Source organism: Candidatus Phycosocius bacilliformis (assembly GCF_003112735.1).
GTDB classification, from domain to species: domain Bacteria; phylum Pseudomonadota; class Alphaproteobacteria; order Caulobacterales; family Aquidulcibacteraceae; genus Aquidulcibacter; species Aquidulcibacter bacilliformis.
Genome location: NZ_BFBR01000009.1, coordinates 80,644 through 95,772, shown reverse-complemented (window position 1 = coordinate 95,772; position 15,129 = coordinate 80,644). Strand labels below are relative to the sequence as shown.

Sequence of the window (15,129 nt, the reverse complement as noted above, 5' to 3'; positions counted from 1 at the left end):
GATGCCAGCACGCTTTTTCTGGCGATTGGGTGGGCAGGCATCAATATTGCTGTGGGCTTGTCTGGGTGTGATCTTTGGCCCGTCACGGGTTGAAGCAGACAACCAGCGCGTGATTATTGAGAAGCCTCAAGGCCCTGTCGAAGCGCGTCTGCCCTGCAACCGGGCAGCCAGCCCATATTGTGATCTAAGACTGTACCAAGTGATGGTCAGCAGCTTTGTCGATGGCAATGGAGCCGTCGGGGCAGGATCGGCCTATGGCCCAGGACCCCATAGCGGAGATTTGGCCGGCGTGATCCAGTCTTTAGATATGATCCAAGCGATGGGCTTCAATGCGATTTGGCTCACCCCCATATTTGAGTCCCATGCCGGGGAGCCTCAGCTTAGGGTCTCGGGCAAGAAGGTGGTCAACCAACGCCTCGACGGAACGGGCTATTATCCACGCGATTATTTCCGGATCGATCCGCAGTTTGGCAGCGAGGCCGACGTTCGCACCCTTGTCGACCAAGCCCATCAGCGCGGTATCAAGATCATATTTGATGGTGTGTTCGGCCATCATAAAGGCGGGATCACGCCCTCACCAACAGGCATTGTTCCGGCAACGTCAAATCGGGTTAGCGATTATTTTGGCCACCCTGAAAATTATCCCGGCCAAGTTGTTGATTTCGATCAGCCCCAGTCGCTCGCTTTTTATGAAGAAGTGGCTCGCTATTGGATTGAGCGGTTTGGCATAGATGGTTGGCGACTGGATCAGGCCTATCAGCTTCCCAATCCCGCATTGGCGCGCCTAAGCCAAATTGTTGAGGAGGCGGCCTCTGTTCGACCAAAATCGGGCTATGTCGTTGGCGAAATCTGGCGGAAAGCGGATGACATTCGCGCTGCCTATGGCACGAGCGAGGCGCCGGGCCTGACAAGCGCTTTCGACTTTCCCACTCGCTATGCCTTGGTCCAGGTCTTGGCCAGCGACGAAGCCGGCACAAAGAACCGCCCCGCGAGGACTTTGGTGGAGCCTTGGGCACTGGGTGCCCACAGCAACTATCCTGACCATGCCATCCCCAATCTCATGCTGGGTAATCACGACCTTGTCCGTTTCGGTGACCTGATTGAGCGGGCGGGCAAGGGAGGGCAAGAGGCCGATTCCTATTGGGCGCGCCATCGTCTGGCCTTTACCTTTATGGCCGCGTGGTCGGGCCCGATTACATTCTATTATGGCGAAGAGCTTGGTGCCGAGGTGCCGGGCTTTTCAGGTCGGACAGGACAAAATTGCGGGAAAAGCCAGACATGTGATGACCACATTGCGCGAAACATGGTCAAATTGCCCCCGGTCAATGCAAAAGAATCCGAAGTGCTGCCCAAAGCGCTTGCACTGCGCTCCTACCTGACCGAGTTACTGACCTTACGGAAAGTCAGCCCAGCGCTGTCATCCGGGGCCCGCACACATCTTTTTTCCGATCAAGATGTGTATGCAGATCTCAAATCTCTGGGAAACGAGAAATACGTCCTGATCATGAATGTATCTGACCATGCCCGGCGCATCCGTCTCACGCGGGAGGCTGTCGATCTTGCAAACCTTCGGGGATCACGCCTGCTGATAGGGGATGTGGGGGTTCAGTCGAGTGCGGGGTCGATTGAAATTGATCTGCCGCCCTTGAGCACCGGGATCATACAGCTGCAGGCTGTTCATTGAGGCATAGGGCCTATCTGGAAAGACACTGATTTGGCGCTGGACCTTGCGACAAATCTCTATAACCGAAAGTTCTGATGGAGCGCAGACATGGCTGAATTCGTACCCGTTCCCAGTTTTGACCTCGTGGTCTTTGGCGCGTCGGGCGATCTTGCGCTGCGCAAATTGTTTCCGTCCTTGTTTCATCGCTTCAAGGACGGACAGATTCCAATCGACAGCCGCATTGTTGGTGTCGCTCGTCAGGCGCTGACGCGGGACGCCTTCCGCAAAAGTGTCAGTGACGGTTTTGTCAATCTTGCCAAGGGCGACGCCAGTTCGCCCGAGTTTCAAGCTTTTTTGGATTTGATTGACTATGTGGCTTTGGACGCCACCCGGGCCGACGGGCCGTGGGATTTGCTTGTGCAATCGTTAGCAGGCGGTAAGGATAAGGTTCGGGTGTTTTATCTTTCAACCCCGCCCTCGGTGTTCGGTGGTATTTGTGCACAATTGCGTGATGCGGGTTTGGTATCGCCTCTGTCGCGTGTTGTGTTGGAAAAGCCTTTGGGCCGCGACTTGGCCTCCGCCAAGGCGATTAATGATGCGGTGGCCGAAGTTTTCTCCGAAGACCGCGTCTATCGGATCGATCATTATTTGGGCAAAGAAACCGTCCAGAACCTGCTTGTGTTGCGCTTTGCCAATGCGTTGTTTGAACCTGTTTGGTCACGGGCTGCGATTGACCATGTTCAGATCACGGTGGCTGAGACCATTGGTGTTGGCAGTCGCGGCGATTATTATGACAAGTCGGGCGCGATGCGCGACATGGTCCAGAACCATTTGCTGCAGCTCTTGTGTTTGGTGGCGATGGAGCCGCCCAATTCGGTTGATGCTGATGCCATCCGTACAGAGAAGATCAAAGTGCTCCAGGCGCTTGTGCCGATTGGGCCAAATGATGTTGCCGCACATAGTGTTCGCGGCCAATATCGAGAAGGTTTGGTCGAGAGTGAACCTGTTAAAGGCTATCTTGAGGAATTGGGGCCGGGACGGACAAGTTCGACTGAAACCTATGTTGCCCTGAAGGCCGAGATTGCCAATTGGCGCTGGTCGGGCGTGCCTTTTTACCTGCGCACTGGCAAACGGCTTCCATCTCGGCGTTCTGAGATTGTCGTCACGTTCCGGCCCCCACCCCACAGCTTGTTTGACCAAGGCGGCGAACCCAATCAGCTTGTCATGCGTCTTCAGCCTGATGAAGGAATGGAGATGTGGCTGCAGATCAAGGAACCGGGGCCAGGCGGCCTCAGGGTGAAGTCGGTGCCGCTCGACTTGTCCTATGAAACAGCTTTTACATTGCGCTATCCCGATGCGTATGAGCGGCTCTTGATGGATGTTGTGCGGGGCAATCTGTCACTCTTCATGCGCAAGGATGAGGTCGAGGCCGCGTGGGCTTGGGTGGATCAGGTCATTGCAGCTTGGGACGCAACGTCAAGCCATCCTCATCCGTATACAGCTGGAAGCGATGGGCCCTTGCAAGCGGCTTTGCTGATGGACCGTGATGGCCGAAAATGGCGGGATCTGATATGATGGAAAGCACATTGGCCTTCCCGCTCTTGAGCTTTCCAAGTCGGCCGGCAGCAGGTGAGGCCTTGGCCTCGGCACTGGCAAGTCGGGTTGCTGAGGCCCACAAGGCGGGGCGCAGGGCCCGCATTGCCTTGTCCGGGGGATCAAGCCCCGAACCCGCCTATCGCGCGTTTGCGGCTCTTGACCTGAACTGGTCACAAATCGACATCGCGCTTGTTGATGATCGCTGGGTTAGCACCGATAACCCCGGTTCCAATCAGGCAATGATCGAGCGGGCCTTTGGTGCGGCGACGGGCGTGACGATACATGGCTTGGTGCGCCCGACGCTGTCGGCGCGGCAGGCCGAAGCTGACATCAATGCCATCATGGCCGAGTTGCGCCCCTTTGACGCGATTGTTTTGGGGATGGGGCCTGATGCGCACACCGCATCCTGGTTTCCCGGTTCGCCAGACCTTGCGGCTTGTCTTAATCCCGACACCCGCGCCAGCGTGATCGGCGTTGATGCCGGGCAAGCCCCAGTGGCATTGCCCTATCGCGAGCGTATGACCATGACTTTGCCCTGCGTGTGCGAAGCGGGCCACGTTCTCCTGCTCCTGTTTGGCGACGACAAGAAGGCCATCCTGGAAAGTGCAGTTACCGCACCGATCACTCAAGCACCGATACGGGCGGCAATCGAGGCAGCGGGGCCTCGGTTTGTGACATTCTGGGCCAGTTGATCGAGAGCAATAACCATGTCCACATCTTTGCATCCAGTTGTTGAAGCTGTTACCGCACGAATTGAGGCGCGCTCCAAGCTGCGACGCCAGCGCTATTTGGACCTGATCGACTCGCGTCGCTCACCAGATCCGGCCAGAGTGCGACTGGCGGCGGCCAATCAAGCACACGGCTTTGCCGCCTGTCCCTTGCAGGACAAGGAAATGCTCAAGACTGGTCGCTGGGCGAACATTGGCATCGTCACGGCCTATAATGACATGCTCTCGGCCCATCAGCCTTTGGCCGCCTATCCTGACATCATCAAGCAGGCAGCACGCAAAGCAGGGGCGACCGCCCAAGTGGCCGGCGGGGTGCCCGCCATGTGCGACGGCATCACCCAGGGCTTCGAAGGGATGGAATTGTCGCTGTTCTCACGCGATACAATTGCCATGGGTGCGGCCATTGCTTTGTCGCATGATACGTTCGATGCAGCGATTTATCTGGGTGTTTGCGACAAGATCGTGCCGGGTCTGTTGATCGGGGCGCTGCGCCATGGCTGGTTGCCCTCGATTTTTTGTCCAGCCGGACCCATGCCCTCAGGCCTGCCAAATCCCGAAAAGGCCCGTATCCGCCAATTGTTCGCTGAGGGCAAGGTTGGCCGGGATGCGCTCTTGGAAGCAGAATCCCAAAGCTACCACAGCCCTGGAACCTGTACTTTCTATGGGACAGCCAATTCAAACCAGATGCTGATGGAAATCATGGGTCTGCACGTCCCCGGCACGGCCTTTATCAATCCCAATACACCCTTGCGGACAGCGCTTGTCGAAGCCTGTGCCCTGCGGGCCAGCCAGATCACGCAATTGGGCGATACCTATATTCCGATTGGTCAGGTTGTGGATGCGCGCGCCATCGTGAACGCCATTGTCGGCCTGTGTGCCACGGGTGGCTCGACTAATCAGATGATCCATATTCCAGCCATTGCTCAGGCCGCTGGCCTGATTGTGGATTGGAATGACTTCCATGACCTCTCTTCAGCGACACCGCTCTTATGCCGGGTCTACCCAAATGGTGTGGCCGATGTGAATCACTTCCATGCTGCAGGCGGCATGGGCTTTCTGGTCCGCGAATTGCTCACCGCCGGCCTTGTACATGGCGATGTGCTGACCGTGGCTGGTCAAGGGCTGGAAGCCTATACCCGCGAGCCCTTCTTGACGGAGACCGGCCTAGAGTGGCGTGACGCACCCCTGCAGAGTGGGGACAACCAAGTGCTAAACCCGGTTGCGACACCGTTTTCGAAAGACGGTGGTTTGCGTTTGGTCGAAGGCAATCTCGGCCGCGGGTGCGTTAAGGTCTCTGCGGTCAATGCCGAGCACCGTATTGTCGAGGCACCAGCGCGCGTGTTCAAGGATCAAGCCAGCTTACACGCGGCCTTTAAAGCAGGCGAGCTTGATCGCGATGTTGTCGTAGTTGTGCGCGGGCAGGGACCGGCAGCCACGGGCATGCCGGAATTGCATAAGTTGACCCCGCCTCTTGGCGTCCTGCAGGATCGCGGTTTCAAGGTTGCGTTGGTGACCGACGGTCGTATGTCAGGGGCGTCTGGGAAGGTGTTGGCAGCCATTCATGTCAGTCCTGAATCTAAGTCGGGCGGTCCGATTGGCAAGGTTCGCGACGGTGATATCATCCGGGTTGATGCCGAGGCTGGAACGCTTGATGCACTGGTGGCCGATGAGGTGTGGCAAACCCGAGACTTTGATACCAAAGTGGTGGCAGGGGTCACGCGCGGCTTTGGCCGAGAGATGTTTGGCATGTTCCGTGCCCTCGTCAGTACGGCCGAGGAGGGCGCTATGCCCTTTGGCGACATGGACCCTGATGACGATGTCGCCGACATGCAGCAGGATCAATCGCCACAATCTGCTGAGGCTGATGCATGAGCAAGGCCCCAATTCTTGTCGGTGATGTCGGCGGTACCAATGTTCGCTTGGCCACTGCGCGCATCAGCAACACTCAGCAAGTTGAATTGTCAGATGTGGCGCGCATGCCGGTTCTGTCCTTTGCTGGCTTGGAAGACGCAATTGCGGCGTGGCGCGATGAGGGTCGCGCCTTGCCCAAGACAGCGGTGTTTGCGCTCGCTGGACCGACCGGCGCAGACAGCGTACGCTTTACCAATTCTGACTGGGTAGTGTCGGCCAGCGCGATTAAATCGCGCTTTGGCTTTGATAGCGTGACCTTGGTCAATGACTTTGCCGCTCAAGCTCGGGCTGTGCCGGCAAATGGTCCTGACGCCTTTGAAGTGCTGATCGATGGTGAGGCCCAGCCTGGGGCACCAATTGTCGTCTTGGGGCCTGGCACTGGTTTGGGTATGGCTCTGCTCGTACCAGATGGGTCTGGCTGGTCCGTGATTTCGACCGAGGGCGGCCACCAGGCTTATGCGCCTTGCTCTGCGCGCGAGCGTGAGATTTTGGATCTTGTTGTGCAGGAGCTGCCCTATGTGAGCTATGAGAATTTGGTGTCGGGTCTCGGGCTTGACCGTCTCTATAAGGCGATCGCTCGGCTTGAAAGTCGCGTGGCGCGTCTTAGAGGTGGTGACGAGATTGGGCCGGCTGCGATTGCCGGAGATGATCCCTCTGCTATTGAGGCCGTGGAGATTATGATCAATTCTTTGGCGACATTCGCGGGAAATGCAATCTTGGCCACAGGTGCGCGTGGGGGGTGTGTGATTGCGGGAGGGGTTTCTGAAGCCTTGGCTCCGTTTATGCGGACGCCGACATTTGCAAGCCGGCTGCTGGAGCGCGGACAGATCAGTGGCTATCTGAGGGGTATCCCTGTTCGACGGGCCCGGAATGGCTTTGCTGCCCTCGAAGGGGCCGCATTCTTTGGTCCTAAGTCGGACCCTGTTTCTTTTGGTTAGGAGAGGTCGATGACCAGCTTTGCATCCCAGCTTCGGGCCGCGCCCCTTATTCCGGTCCTCACCATTGCTGAGCTGGAGAAGGCAGAGCAATTGGCATTGGCACTTCAGGCCGGGGGTCTGAAGAATCTTGAAGTGACCCTGCGCACGCCTGTTGCCCTTGAAGCCATCGCTCTGATGAAGGCCGCTGCGCCAGATCTGGCTATTGGCGCAGGGACGGTATTGAGTGAGGGCGATGTCGAGGCCTGCTTTAAAGTTGGTGCCGATTTCATTGTGACTCCCGGATCCAGCCCGGGCCTGCGAGCGGCTCTCTTGAAGGCCGACGCCAATGTCATGGTTGGCGTGGCCACAGCCACTGAGGTGATGAGCCGGTTGGAGGAGGGCTTTGGCATTTTGAAGTTTTTCCCCGCTGAGCAATCTGGCGGTGCAGCGGCGCTGAAAAGCTTTGCCGGGCCATTGCCCGATGCCCGCTTTTGTCCAACCGGAGGGGTCACGCCCGACAAGATTGACAGCTATCTCGCCCTGCCCAATGTGGTGGCTGTCGGCGGCACTTGGATTGCCACTCCGGAACTGATTGCTGCTGGCGATTTTGCCACCATCGAAGCCAATGCCCGCAAAGCAGCAGGATTCAAAAAGCCATGATCCGTAATCGCCGCACACGGATTGTCGCCACTTTGGGCCCTGCCAGCCGGTCTGCGGAAATGACACTCGCGCTTGCCCAGGCCGGAGTTGACGTCTTTCGCATGAACTTCAGTCATGGAAGTCACGAAGATCATGCAGAGGCCTATGCCAATGTCCGAGCAGCTGAGAAAGCGGCCGGTCGTCCGATCGGGATCCTTGCTGATCTGCAGGGGCCAAAGCTCCGCTTAGGGACGTTCACTGAAGGCAAAGTGCATCTTGAGAAGGGAGCGCATTTTCGCCTTGATCGCGACCCGGCACCTGGAGACATCTTGCGCGCCTGCATGCCTCACCCGGAGATTTTTGCGGCGATCAAAGTCGGGGATGATCTGTTGATCGATGATGGTCGGGTCAGGTTGCGGGTTCTCGAACAAGGTGAGGATTGGGTCCACACAGAGGTGATCCAGCCAGGCCCCATCTCAGATCGGAAGGGTGTCAATGTCCCTACCGCGATTTTGCCGATCTCGGCCATGACGGACAAGGACCGCAGAGACCTGATGTTTGCCCTTAGTCTGGGTGTTGACTGGGTCGCGCTTTCCTTTGTCCAAAGGCCAGCCGATATGGCGGAATTGAGAAAGCTGGTTAATGGCAAGGCGGCCTGTTTGGCCAAGATCGAAAAGCCAGCCGCTTTGGAAAGCCTTGCTGAAATCCTTGACTATTGCGACGGGGTTATGGTGGCCCGTGGGGATTTAGGAGTCGAACTCGCACCTGAAGATGTGCCTGTTGCCCAAAAACTGATCTTGCGGATGGCGCGCGAGCGCGGTGTCCCAACCATTGTCGCAACTCAAATGCTCGAAAGCATGATTTCGGCTGCAGCCCCCACCCGTGCGGAGGCGAGCGATGTGGCCAATGCGGTCTATGAGGGTACCGATGCGCTGATGCTGTCAGCCGAAACCGCTGCTGGCCAATTCCCGCTTGAGGCGGTTGCCGTGATGAGCCGGATTGCCGAGCGGGTTGAAGCAGATCCTCGTTGGCCCGGCTTAATGGATGCCGAACATGCCGATCCTGAGAGTGCTGTGCCTGACGCGGTGTCGGCCGCCGCCCGGACGGCCGCCAATGCCTCAAAAGCGGCCTGTCTGGTGGCATTTACCGCCACAGGGACCACCGCACTGCGCGTCGCGCGCGAACGGCCTCTGCAGCCTGTTCTCGTGCTAACCCCCAGCATCAAGACCGCACGCAAGCTTGCCTTGGTGTGGGGTTTGGAAGCCCGCGTCACCAAGGACCCCAAGGATGTGGAGGATATGGCCAGTGTGGCCTCCGCCATGTCTTCCAAAGTCGGAACCGCAAAGCCTGGTGACCGTATCGTGATTGTGGCTGGCCTGCCGTTTGGCACCAAAGGCGGCACCAATCTGATGCGGATCGCGCGTGCCACCTAAGAGGTAGGCTTATGACCGCTGAGCTTATCGACTTAGCCGCGCATGGCTTCCAGATGGCCATTGCGCCTTCAGCAGGGGGCGGGATTGCGAGGTTGGACTGGCATGGCAGGCCCTTGCTGCGTCCGGCGGTGGAAGGCGCAGTCGCCGCCCGCGATCCCTTGGGATTGTCGAGTTTTCCGATGACGCCCTATGCCAGTCGCATTGTAGATGGCCGGTTTGAATGGGAAGGGGTGGTTACAAATATTCCTCCCAATATGATCGGTGGCAGCCACCCGCTCCACGGTATTGGGTGGCGTGTGCCGTGGGAGGTCGCCTCACTTGGCAGCGACCATATTGAGCTGGTCCTGCATCATGATGGCGACATGAATTGGCCTTGGGTTTTTGAGACTCGACAAGCATTTCGTCTGTCCGCAGATGGTGTGGAAGTGCGTCTGTCGGTGCAGAGCAAAGATGATCGACCTTTTCCGTCATCCCTCGGCCCCCATCCTTATTTCCTCAGCGCAGGCGCGCAGATTTCATTCGTCGCTCAAGCACTTTGGGAGATATCAGGCGAAGCCTTGCCAACCCAACTTGTGCGCACAGAGGTGGTTGAGCGTCTCGCAGAGGGTGTGGCTGCCACAGACCTCAATCTCGACCATAGTTTTGAGGGATGGAATGGCCGTGCACAGATTATCTGGCCTGAACATGGTGTCGATGTGACGGCGCAGATTCTGGTGGGTGATACTCCGGAGCCTTGCACCCGGCTGCAACTTTATACGCCCCCAGGCAGCGGCTATTTCTGTCTTGAACCTGTCACAGCGCGGTGTGTATCCTTTGCCGAGGCCGATCCCTGTCGTCTGGGTGTTGTTGAGCTGACTGACAAGCCGCTGACCATTGTGACCCGTTTCAAGCCATTCTGGACGGGCCACCAGCACGCCTAACGCTCAAGTTCAACCAACTCGTACCACGTCTGCATATAGCCGCCCACCCCGCCTTGGACGAAGATGGCATCATCGTCATCTGTGATCCAGACGTCATAAACGGGATGCTCGCCGGCCATTCCGCTGGAGCCATCATCGAGAAACTGGAAATGCCGGGTGGAGAATGTGCCGGCCTTGACCTTGATTTCCTCGTGCCCGATCAGCAGGCCATCGATCTTGACCGGGGCGAGGAAGGGCGGAGTGGCACCGCGATGATCTGGTGAAGGCAGATACATATTGAAACTGTGCCGCTTGCGGGCTTCCCAGTCATGAAGACTGAGGAAATAGCCGTCGGCGACGATTGGATGGGTGCCGAACCCATCAATCGGGTGGGCCAGTTCAACGCGCTGCGACACGCGCCCAATGCTTGGCCCATAACTTTCGCATTCGATGAAGGATTCACCAAAGCGGAACCAGCCAGATCCCATGAAGGCGTCACCGACAGTCAGCCGGACATGGCAGTCCATCGGACGACGACGCGCATCCATCGAATAAATGATATCCCGCATCACAGTCGGTGCGGGCTCAGCAATGAAGCAATGAGCGCGCAATGTGGTCTGGCCATCACCATGATGGGTAAAGCGGAATGTCTCTTCTCCGCGGGGCTGATCCAGCATATGTGGCTTTTTCGATGTATAGGCAATTTTGCCAGTTATAGTGCGATGCGTCATCGCAAACTCTCCCCGTTTGTTCTTGGGAGAGAGCCTATCGGAAAATTTGGTATATCAAAAGGGGTCGATGCGCGGCGCGAACCTTGGCCTGAATCAAGGCAATATTTCCTGCCCATCCCAGCCAAAGACTTTACCGCTGTCGCTTGGCATCAGCGTGCCAATGACCGACAATAAATGGGCGGCGGCCGTCGCGGGTTCGAAAATTTCATTGCGCGTGTAGCGTTGCAGGAAGGGCTCGGACATTTGGCTGCGCACGGTACCTGGATGCAAGCCAACGCAAATGGCCGAAGGCCTCTTGATGGCGAGTTCGACCGCTGCGGTCTTGATGAACTGATTGAGGGCCGCTTTTGAGGCCCGGTAACCATACCAGCCGCCCGCCTTATTATCACTGATTGACCCGACCCGCGCCGACAGGCTTGCAAAAATGGCCCGGCGGTCGCGTGCTAGAAGGGGGGAGAAATGTTTTAGGACAAGCGCCGGACCAATTGCATTGATCTGAAACAAGCGCGTCAGCATGGCGCCATCCAAATCGCGCAAGCCCTTTTCGGGCCGGATTGATCCTTCTTCATGCAGAACACCGATCGCATTGATAATGAGGTCTGCCGGCCCCGATGTTTGGCACGCAGCGGCTGCGGCGGCGATGCTGTCCTCATCTGTCACATCACAGCTTAACCAGCTCACACGCGGGTCCAAAGCGTGGCATTCTGACCGGCTTATGGACCGGATTGTCTGTGTGTGTGGCGCGGCGAGCAGGGCTTCAACCAGAGCAGAGCCGATCGCGCCACTGGCCCCAAGGATAATCACATGCTGTTGGTTGACCTGTGTCATGCGCTTCATACGGGCCAACAGGCCATTTGGACCAAATCAGCTCTGCGCCAACAGAGCCAAAACCTGCTCGGGGGTCGGCATGGATGTCTGCGCCCCGGCCGTCAGGGTTGCCGCCGCCCCCGCCGCACAGGCGTAGGTCAGCGCCTTTGCAACCGATCCTTCTCTCAAGAATGTCACCATGAAGGCCCCGACAAAGGTGTCACCGGCACCAGTCGTATCGACTGGGTCTATCTTCGGCGACGCAGCGCGGGCGATCTCGCGTCCATGCTGGATGGCAACCGCGCCACGTGACCCTAAAGTCTTGATAATCAGTGAGCGGCTCTTGTCGAGCATGTCACCATAAAAGGCCGACTCGGTCTCATTCACGACCAGGATATCGGCCCGATTGAGAATGGACGGCGGCAAAGGCTGGGCTGGCGCGAGATTGATGCACAAGAGTCCCTTGGTTGTTGCTGCCACATGTTCAATGGTTGCGACGGGCAGCTCGAGTTGGCACAAAGTGGCATCAACCATTTGGTCGAAAACGGGCAGGGTAGCCTCAGAGACTTGTTCATTGGCCCCCGGGGCGACGATGATTTGGTTTTCGCCATGTCTGTCGACACCAATAAGGGCAACGCCGGTGGTCATTGCGTCCAGGACCTTGACCCCGTGCAAATCAACACCAGACGCTCGAAGGATGGCCAAGGCTTGACTGGCCGCATCGTCACGACCAACCGCTCCAATCAGCTCGACCTCGGCACCCAGGCGTCGGGCTGCGAGGGCCTGGTTGGCCCCTTTTCCACCGGGATAGTGCGCCAAGATGCCGCCACTGACGGTCTCGCCAGGTCGCGGCAGCGTCTCAACCCGCGCGACGATATCGAGATTGATGGAACCGATCACTCGGATGCGAGGTTGGTGTGTCATCGGGCCAGATACTTTAACAGGAGGTCGAGTACAGCAGTCGCATCAATTTGGGTCACCCACAGCGCATTGAATCCATCGGCAATCTGATGGCGGAATTCCACCGCAGTATGGCCCCGTGTGAGTTCACTTTGAGTTTCAACCCGGATCTGGCAGGGCTGACAAGTGAAAGCTTCGGGCACCAGCAAATAGGCTATGACACAGGGATCGTGCAGCGGTGCGCCGGGGGCTGGCTTGTCTGGTTCAGCGGTGTCCACCAGATTTGCCGGCAGCGCATTGGAGAACGCCAGCATCTCGGCGACCAACGTGGCCAGCGGCGTGTTAAGGGCATTGATGGCATCAATCCAGCCTTGGGTCCCCCGGACTTGATGCGTGGCGTCGAGCCCCAAGATGATAAGCTTGCAGCCTGAGTTCAAGCAAATGTCGGCCGCCTCAGGATCTGCATAGACATTGTATTCAGCCGATGCGGTGATGTTTCCACCTTCACGTCGCGCTCCACCCATGATGATGATTTGGCGCAGCCTCTTGGCTACCTCTGGTGCCTGCCGGATCAGCACGGCGATGTTGGTCATGGGCCCTGTCACCGCGAGGTCGATGGTACCGGCGGGATGGCTGTCGATTGTCTGTATAAGGAATGAAATGGCATCCTCAGAGCTTGGACCCGATTCCAGCGGGGTGATCGGATAATGGCCAAGTCCATCCGGACCATGGAAATCATCGGCTATGACCGGCTCACGCGTCATCGGTCGGGCATGTCCGGAATGAACGGGAACATCCAGCCGCCCCGCAATCTCGCGGATCAAGCAGGCGTTTCGTGTGGTCCGCCTGAGATCAACATTGCCCGCCGTTGTGGTGATGCCGAGCAGAGTCACCCGGTCAGGTGCTGCCAATGCCAGGGCAAGGGCAACTGCGTCATCAACTCCGGGATCACAATCAATGAGAAGAGAAATGGGCGCGCGGTGATGAGTCATACGGTTCTGGCGGCCTTATCCTTGTCATTGCTTGCCTTAATCATGGTACGGACTGCCTCCCATTGGGCGTCATCCCATGCACGTAATCCCGCAAAATTGCCCCCTGTGGCCTGATAAGCCGCCCCATCTATGGCAATGGTCTGACCATTCACATATTCGGCACCCTTGGCCATTAAGAAGACGGCCAAGTTGGCCAGCTCGGTCATTTCGCCAACCCGTCCTAAAGGATTGCTTTGCCGTTCTGCCGAATCCATGCTCGAACCCGGCGACAGCCGCTCGGTCATGCCTTTGGTCGGGAAGGGACCGGGTGCGATATTATTGAACCGAATGCCATAGCGGCCCCATTCTACTGCCAGGGATTCAGCCATGGCGCGGATGCCTGATTTCGACATAGCCGAAGGCACAGTGAACGCTGAACCATTCCATACCCAGGTCGTGAGAATATTGATGACATTTCCCGACTTGCCCTCGGCGATCCAACGTTTGCCGATGTCCAATGTCATATAGAAAGTGCCTCGAAATACGATATTGGCGATGGCGTCGAAGGCGCGGGGCGACAAATCTTCGGTTCTTGAGATGAAGTTGCCTGCAGCATTATTCACCAGGCCAGTCAGGGTGCCTCCATCGGCCCAGATAAGGTCTATCGCGTCACGGATTGCCTCCGCATTGCGAATGTCACACGGTACGGCAACAACCCGTCCGCCATGCCGACCCATTAATTCGTCCCGCGTCTCTTCCAGAACCGCTCCTCGACGACCCAGAATATATACCTCAGCGCCCAAAGCCAGAAATGCTTCGGCCATTTCCTTGCCGAGACCTGTGCCCCCGCCAGTGACCAAAATGCGCTCGCCCGCCATCAGGCCGGGCCGGAACATCAGCTTCTTAGGATCCATAAATGGCGCACTCCCCTTTTGTGCCTGGTGTGGCGGACGCAGTCTTGCCAGCCCGTGATTTTTATCAAGCCACGTCACTATGGCGATTATTCGCCAGCTGTCAGCCCCCGGTTATGTCGCCAGATGTGACACTCAGCCCAAGAGGAAGGCGAGGGGCTCTTTAAGTCGGGCGCGCCAAGATGCCTCATTATGATCGGCTCCGTCATAGATGCGGCTCTCAAAATCCACGCCCTGCCGCCAGCCCTTGGCTGTGAACATCTGGTCAACGGCTTGCTGATAGGGTGCATAGATTGAATCAAGATTTTGCGTCCCGTGGTCCATCCAGATGCGATGTGTTCCGGGTCGGGGCAGTTTCTGATCGAGATAAGTGGTGATCGCCTTGATCATCGCTTGGGTGTCGCACGTATGGGTCTTATACACTTGGCCTCGGCAGACAATCGGCCAATGAGTCGATAGACAGCCTGCGCCAGCGAACACATGGGGATATTCGCAAATGGCATAGGCTGATATCAATCCGCCCATGCTGGAGCCCATGATAAAGGTCGATGCTGGATCGGACTTGGTTCGATAATCGCGGTCGATCATGGGTTTAAGTTCCTCAACAAGGAATCTCAAATAACCATCGGCACCAGACGCGCCGCCATTTTCTTCAATCGCGCGGGTTCTGAGCTCAGAGTCCATTGCCTTTTCAATACCAGTTGGCGTGTAGTCTTGTGCACGCATTTTGGTATTCCAGACTCCCACCACAATGGCGGCATGATCAGGGTCCTCAGCTGCACGTGCTTCCATGACGGCATCAATGCGCCACGACTCGCCCCCAAAAGCATGGCTTCCAGCAAAGATGTTTTGCCCGTCATGCATATAGAGCACCCGGTAACGGCGCTTAGACGTCTGATAATCAGGCGGCAGCCAAACACTGACATTGCGCGCCCCGGTAAAACGACTGGGCATGGCTTCATAGCGAATGACCATCGTGTTGCTAGCCCTTGGAAAAGCGGGAAAGAAGCAAGCTGCCGCCAT

The 15,129-nt window shown here is 57.4% G+C and carries 14 protein-coding genes; 8 read left to right on the top strand and 6 right to left on the bottom strand.

The window, feature by feature from the left end:
* Nucleotide 1 precedes the first annotated feature (1 nt).
* The 8 genes from PbB2_RS13550 (at nucleotide 2) to PbB2_RS13515 (ending at nucleotide 9,807) form a co-directional block, all read left to right on the top strand.
* The gene (locus PbB2_RS13550) at nucleotides 2-1,684 is read left to right on the top strand and encodes an alpha-amylase family protein (protein ID WP_108985869.1); all 1,683 of its coding nucleotides are present in this window, start codon (nucleotides 2-4) and stop codon (nucleotides 1,682-1,684) included.
* An 87-nt stretch (nucleotides 1,685-1,771) separates the two neighbouring features.
* Nucleotides 1,772-3,238: a glucose-6-phosphate dehydrogenase gene (gene zwf / locus PbB2_RS13545; RefSeq protein WP_108985868.1), complete on the top strand. Its 1,467-nt coding sequence runs from the start codon at nucleotides 1,772-1,774 to the stop codon at nucleotides 3,236-3,238.
* Complete coding sequence (pgl, locus tag PbB2_RS13540) at nucleotides 3,220-3,951, top strand: 6-phosphogluconolactonase (protein ID WP_108985867.1); 732 nt, start codon at nucleotides 3,220-3,222, stop codon at nucleotides 3,949-3,951. Before zwf ends, pgl begins: the two co-directional genes overlap by 19 nt.
* A gap of 15 nt (nucleotides 3,952-3,966) precedes the next feature.
* Nucleotides 3,967-5,859: a phosphogluconate dehydratase gene (gene edd / locus PbB2_RS13535; RefSeq protein WP_108985866.1), complete on the top strand. Its 1,893-nt coding sequence runs from the start codon at nucleotides 3,967-3,969 to the stop codon at nucleotides 5,857-5,859.
* Nucleotides 5,856-6,836 carry a glucokinase gene (locus PbB2_RS13530; RefSeq protein ID WP_108985865.1) on the top strand — a complete coding sequence of 327 codons (981 nt, stop codon included), beginning with the start codon at nucleotides 5,856-5,858 and terminating at the stop codon, nucleotides 6,834-6,836. The genes edd and PbB2_RS13530 overlap by 4 nt, the downstream gene beginning before the upstream one ends.
* A gap of 9 nt (nucleotides 6,837-6,845) precedes the next feature.
* Entirely contained in the window at nucleotides 6,846-7,475 is a 630-nt protein-coding gene (gene eda / locus PbB2_RS13525) for a bifunctional 4-hydroxy-2-oxoglutarate aldolase/2-dehydro-3-deoxy-phosphogluconate aldolase (protein WP_108985864.1), read from the top strand.
* Nucleotides 7,472-8,887 carry a pyruvate kinase gene (pyk, locus tag PbB2_RS13520; protein ID WP_108985863.1) on the top strand — a complete coding sequence of 472 codons (1,416 nt, stop codon included), beginning with the start codon at nucleotides 7,472-7,474 and terminating at the stop codon, nucleotides 8,885-8,887. The genes eda and pyk overlap by 4 nt, the downstream gene beginning before the upstream one ends.
* Before the next feature lie 11 nt (nucleotides 8,888-8,898).
* On the top strand, nucleotides 8,899-9,807 hold the full coding sequence (locus tag PbB2_RS13515) for an aldose epimerase family protein (protein ID WP_108985862.1): 909 nt from the start codon (nucleotides 8,899-8,901) through the stop codon (nucleotides 9,805-9,807).
* Here the strand turns inward: PbB2_RS13515 and PbB2_RS13510 are convergent.
* The 6 genes from PbB2_RS13510 to PbB2_RS13485 form a co-directional block, all read right to left on the bottom strand.
* Nucleotides 9,804-10,517 (bottom strand): hypothetical protein, encoded by a 714-nt coding sequence (locus tag PbB2_RS13510; protein WP_108985861.1) that lies wholly within the window; start codon nucleotides 10,515-10,517, stop codon nucleotides 9,804-9,806. The genes PbB2_RS13515 and PbB2_RS13510 overlap by 4 nt on opposite strands.
* 93 nt (nucleotides 10,518-10,610) lie before the next feature.
* Nucleotides 10,611-11,345, bottom strand: coding sequence for an SDR family NAD(P)-dependent oxidoreductase (locus PbB2_RS13505; protein ID WP_108985910.1), 735 nt, complete (start codon nucleotides 11,343-11,345; stop codon nucleotides 10,611-10,613).
* Between the two features lie 36 nt (nucleotides 11,346-11,381).
* Complete coding sequence (locus tag PbB2_RS13500; protein ID WP_108985860.1) at nucleotides 11,382-12,248, bottom strand: ribokinase; 867 nt, start codon at nucleotides 12,246-12,248, stop codon at nucleotides 11,382-11,384.
* On the bottom strand, nucleotides 12,245-13,216 hold the full coding sequence (locus PbB2_RS13495; RefSeq protein WP_108985859.1) for a nucleoside hydrolase: 972 nt from the start codon (nucleotides 13,214-13,216) through the stop codon (nucleotides 12,245-12,247). The genes PbB2_RS13500 and PbB2_RS13495 overlap by 4 nt, the downstream gene beginning before the upstream one ends.
* The gene (locus PbB2_RS13490) at nucleotides 13,213-14,109 is read right to left on the bottom strand and encodes an SDR family oxidoreductase (RefSeq protein WP_108985858.1); all 897 of its coding nucleotides are present in this window, start codon (nucleotides 14,107-14,109) and stop codon (nucleotides 13,213-13,215) included. The genes PbB2_RS13495 and PbB2_RS13490 overlap by 4 nt, the downstream gene beginning before the upstream one ends.
* 132 nt (nucleotides 14,110-14,241) lie before the next feature.
* Nucleotides 14,242-15,081: an alpha/beta hydrolase gene (locus PbB2_RS13485; RefSeq protein WP_192576345.1), complete on the bottom strand. Its 840-nt coding sequence runs from the start codon at nucleotides 15,079-15,081 to the stop codon at nucleotides 14,242-14,244.
* Nucleotides 15,082-15,129 lie beyond the last annotated feature (48 nt).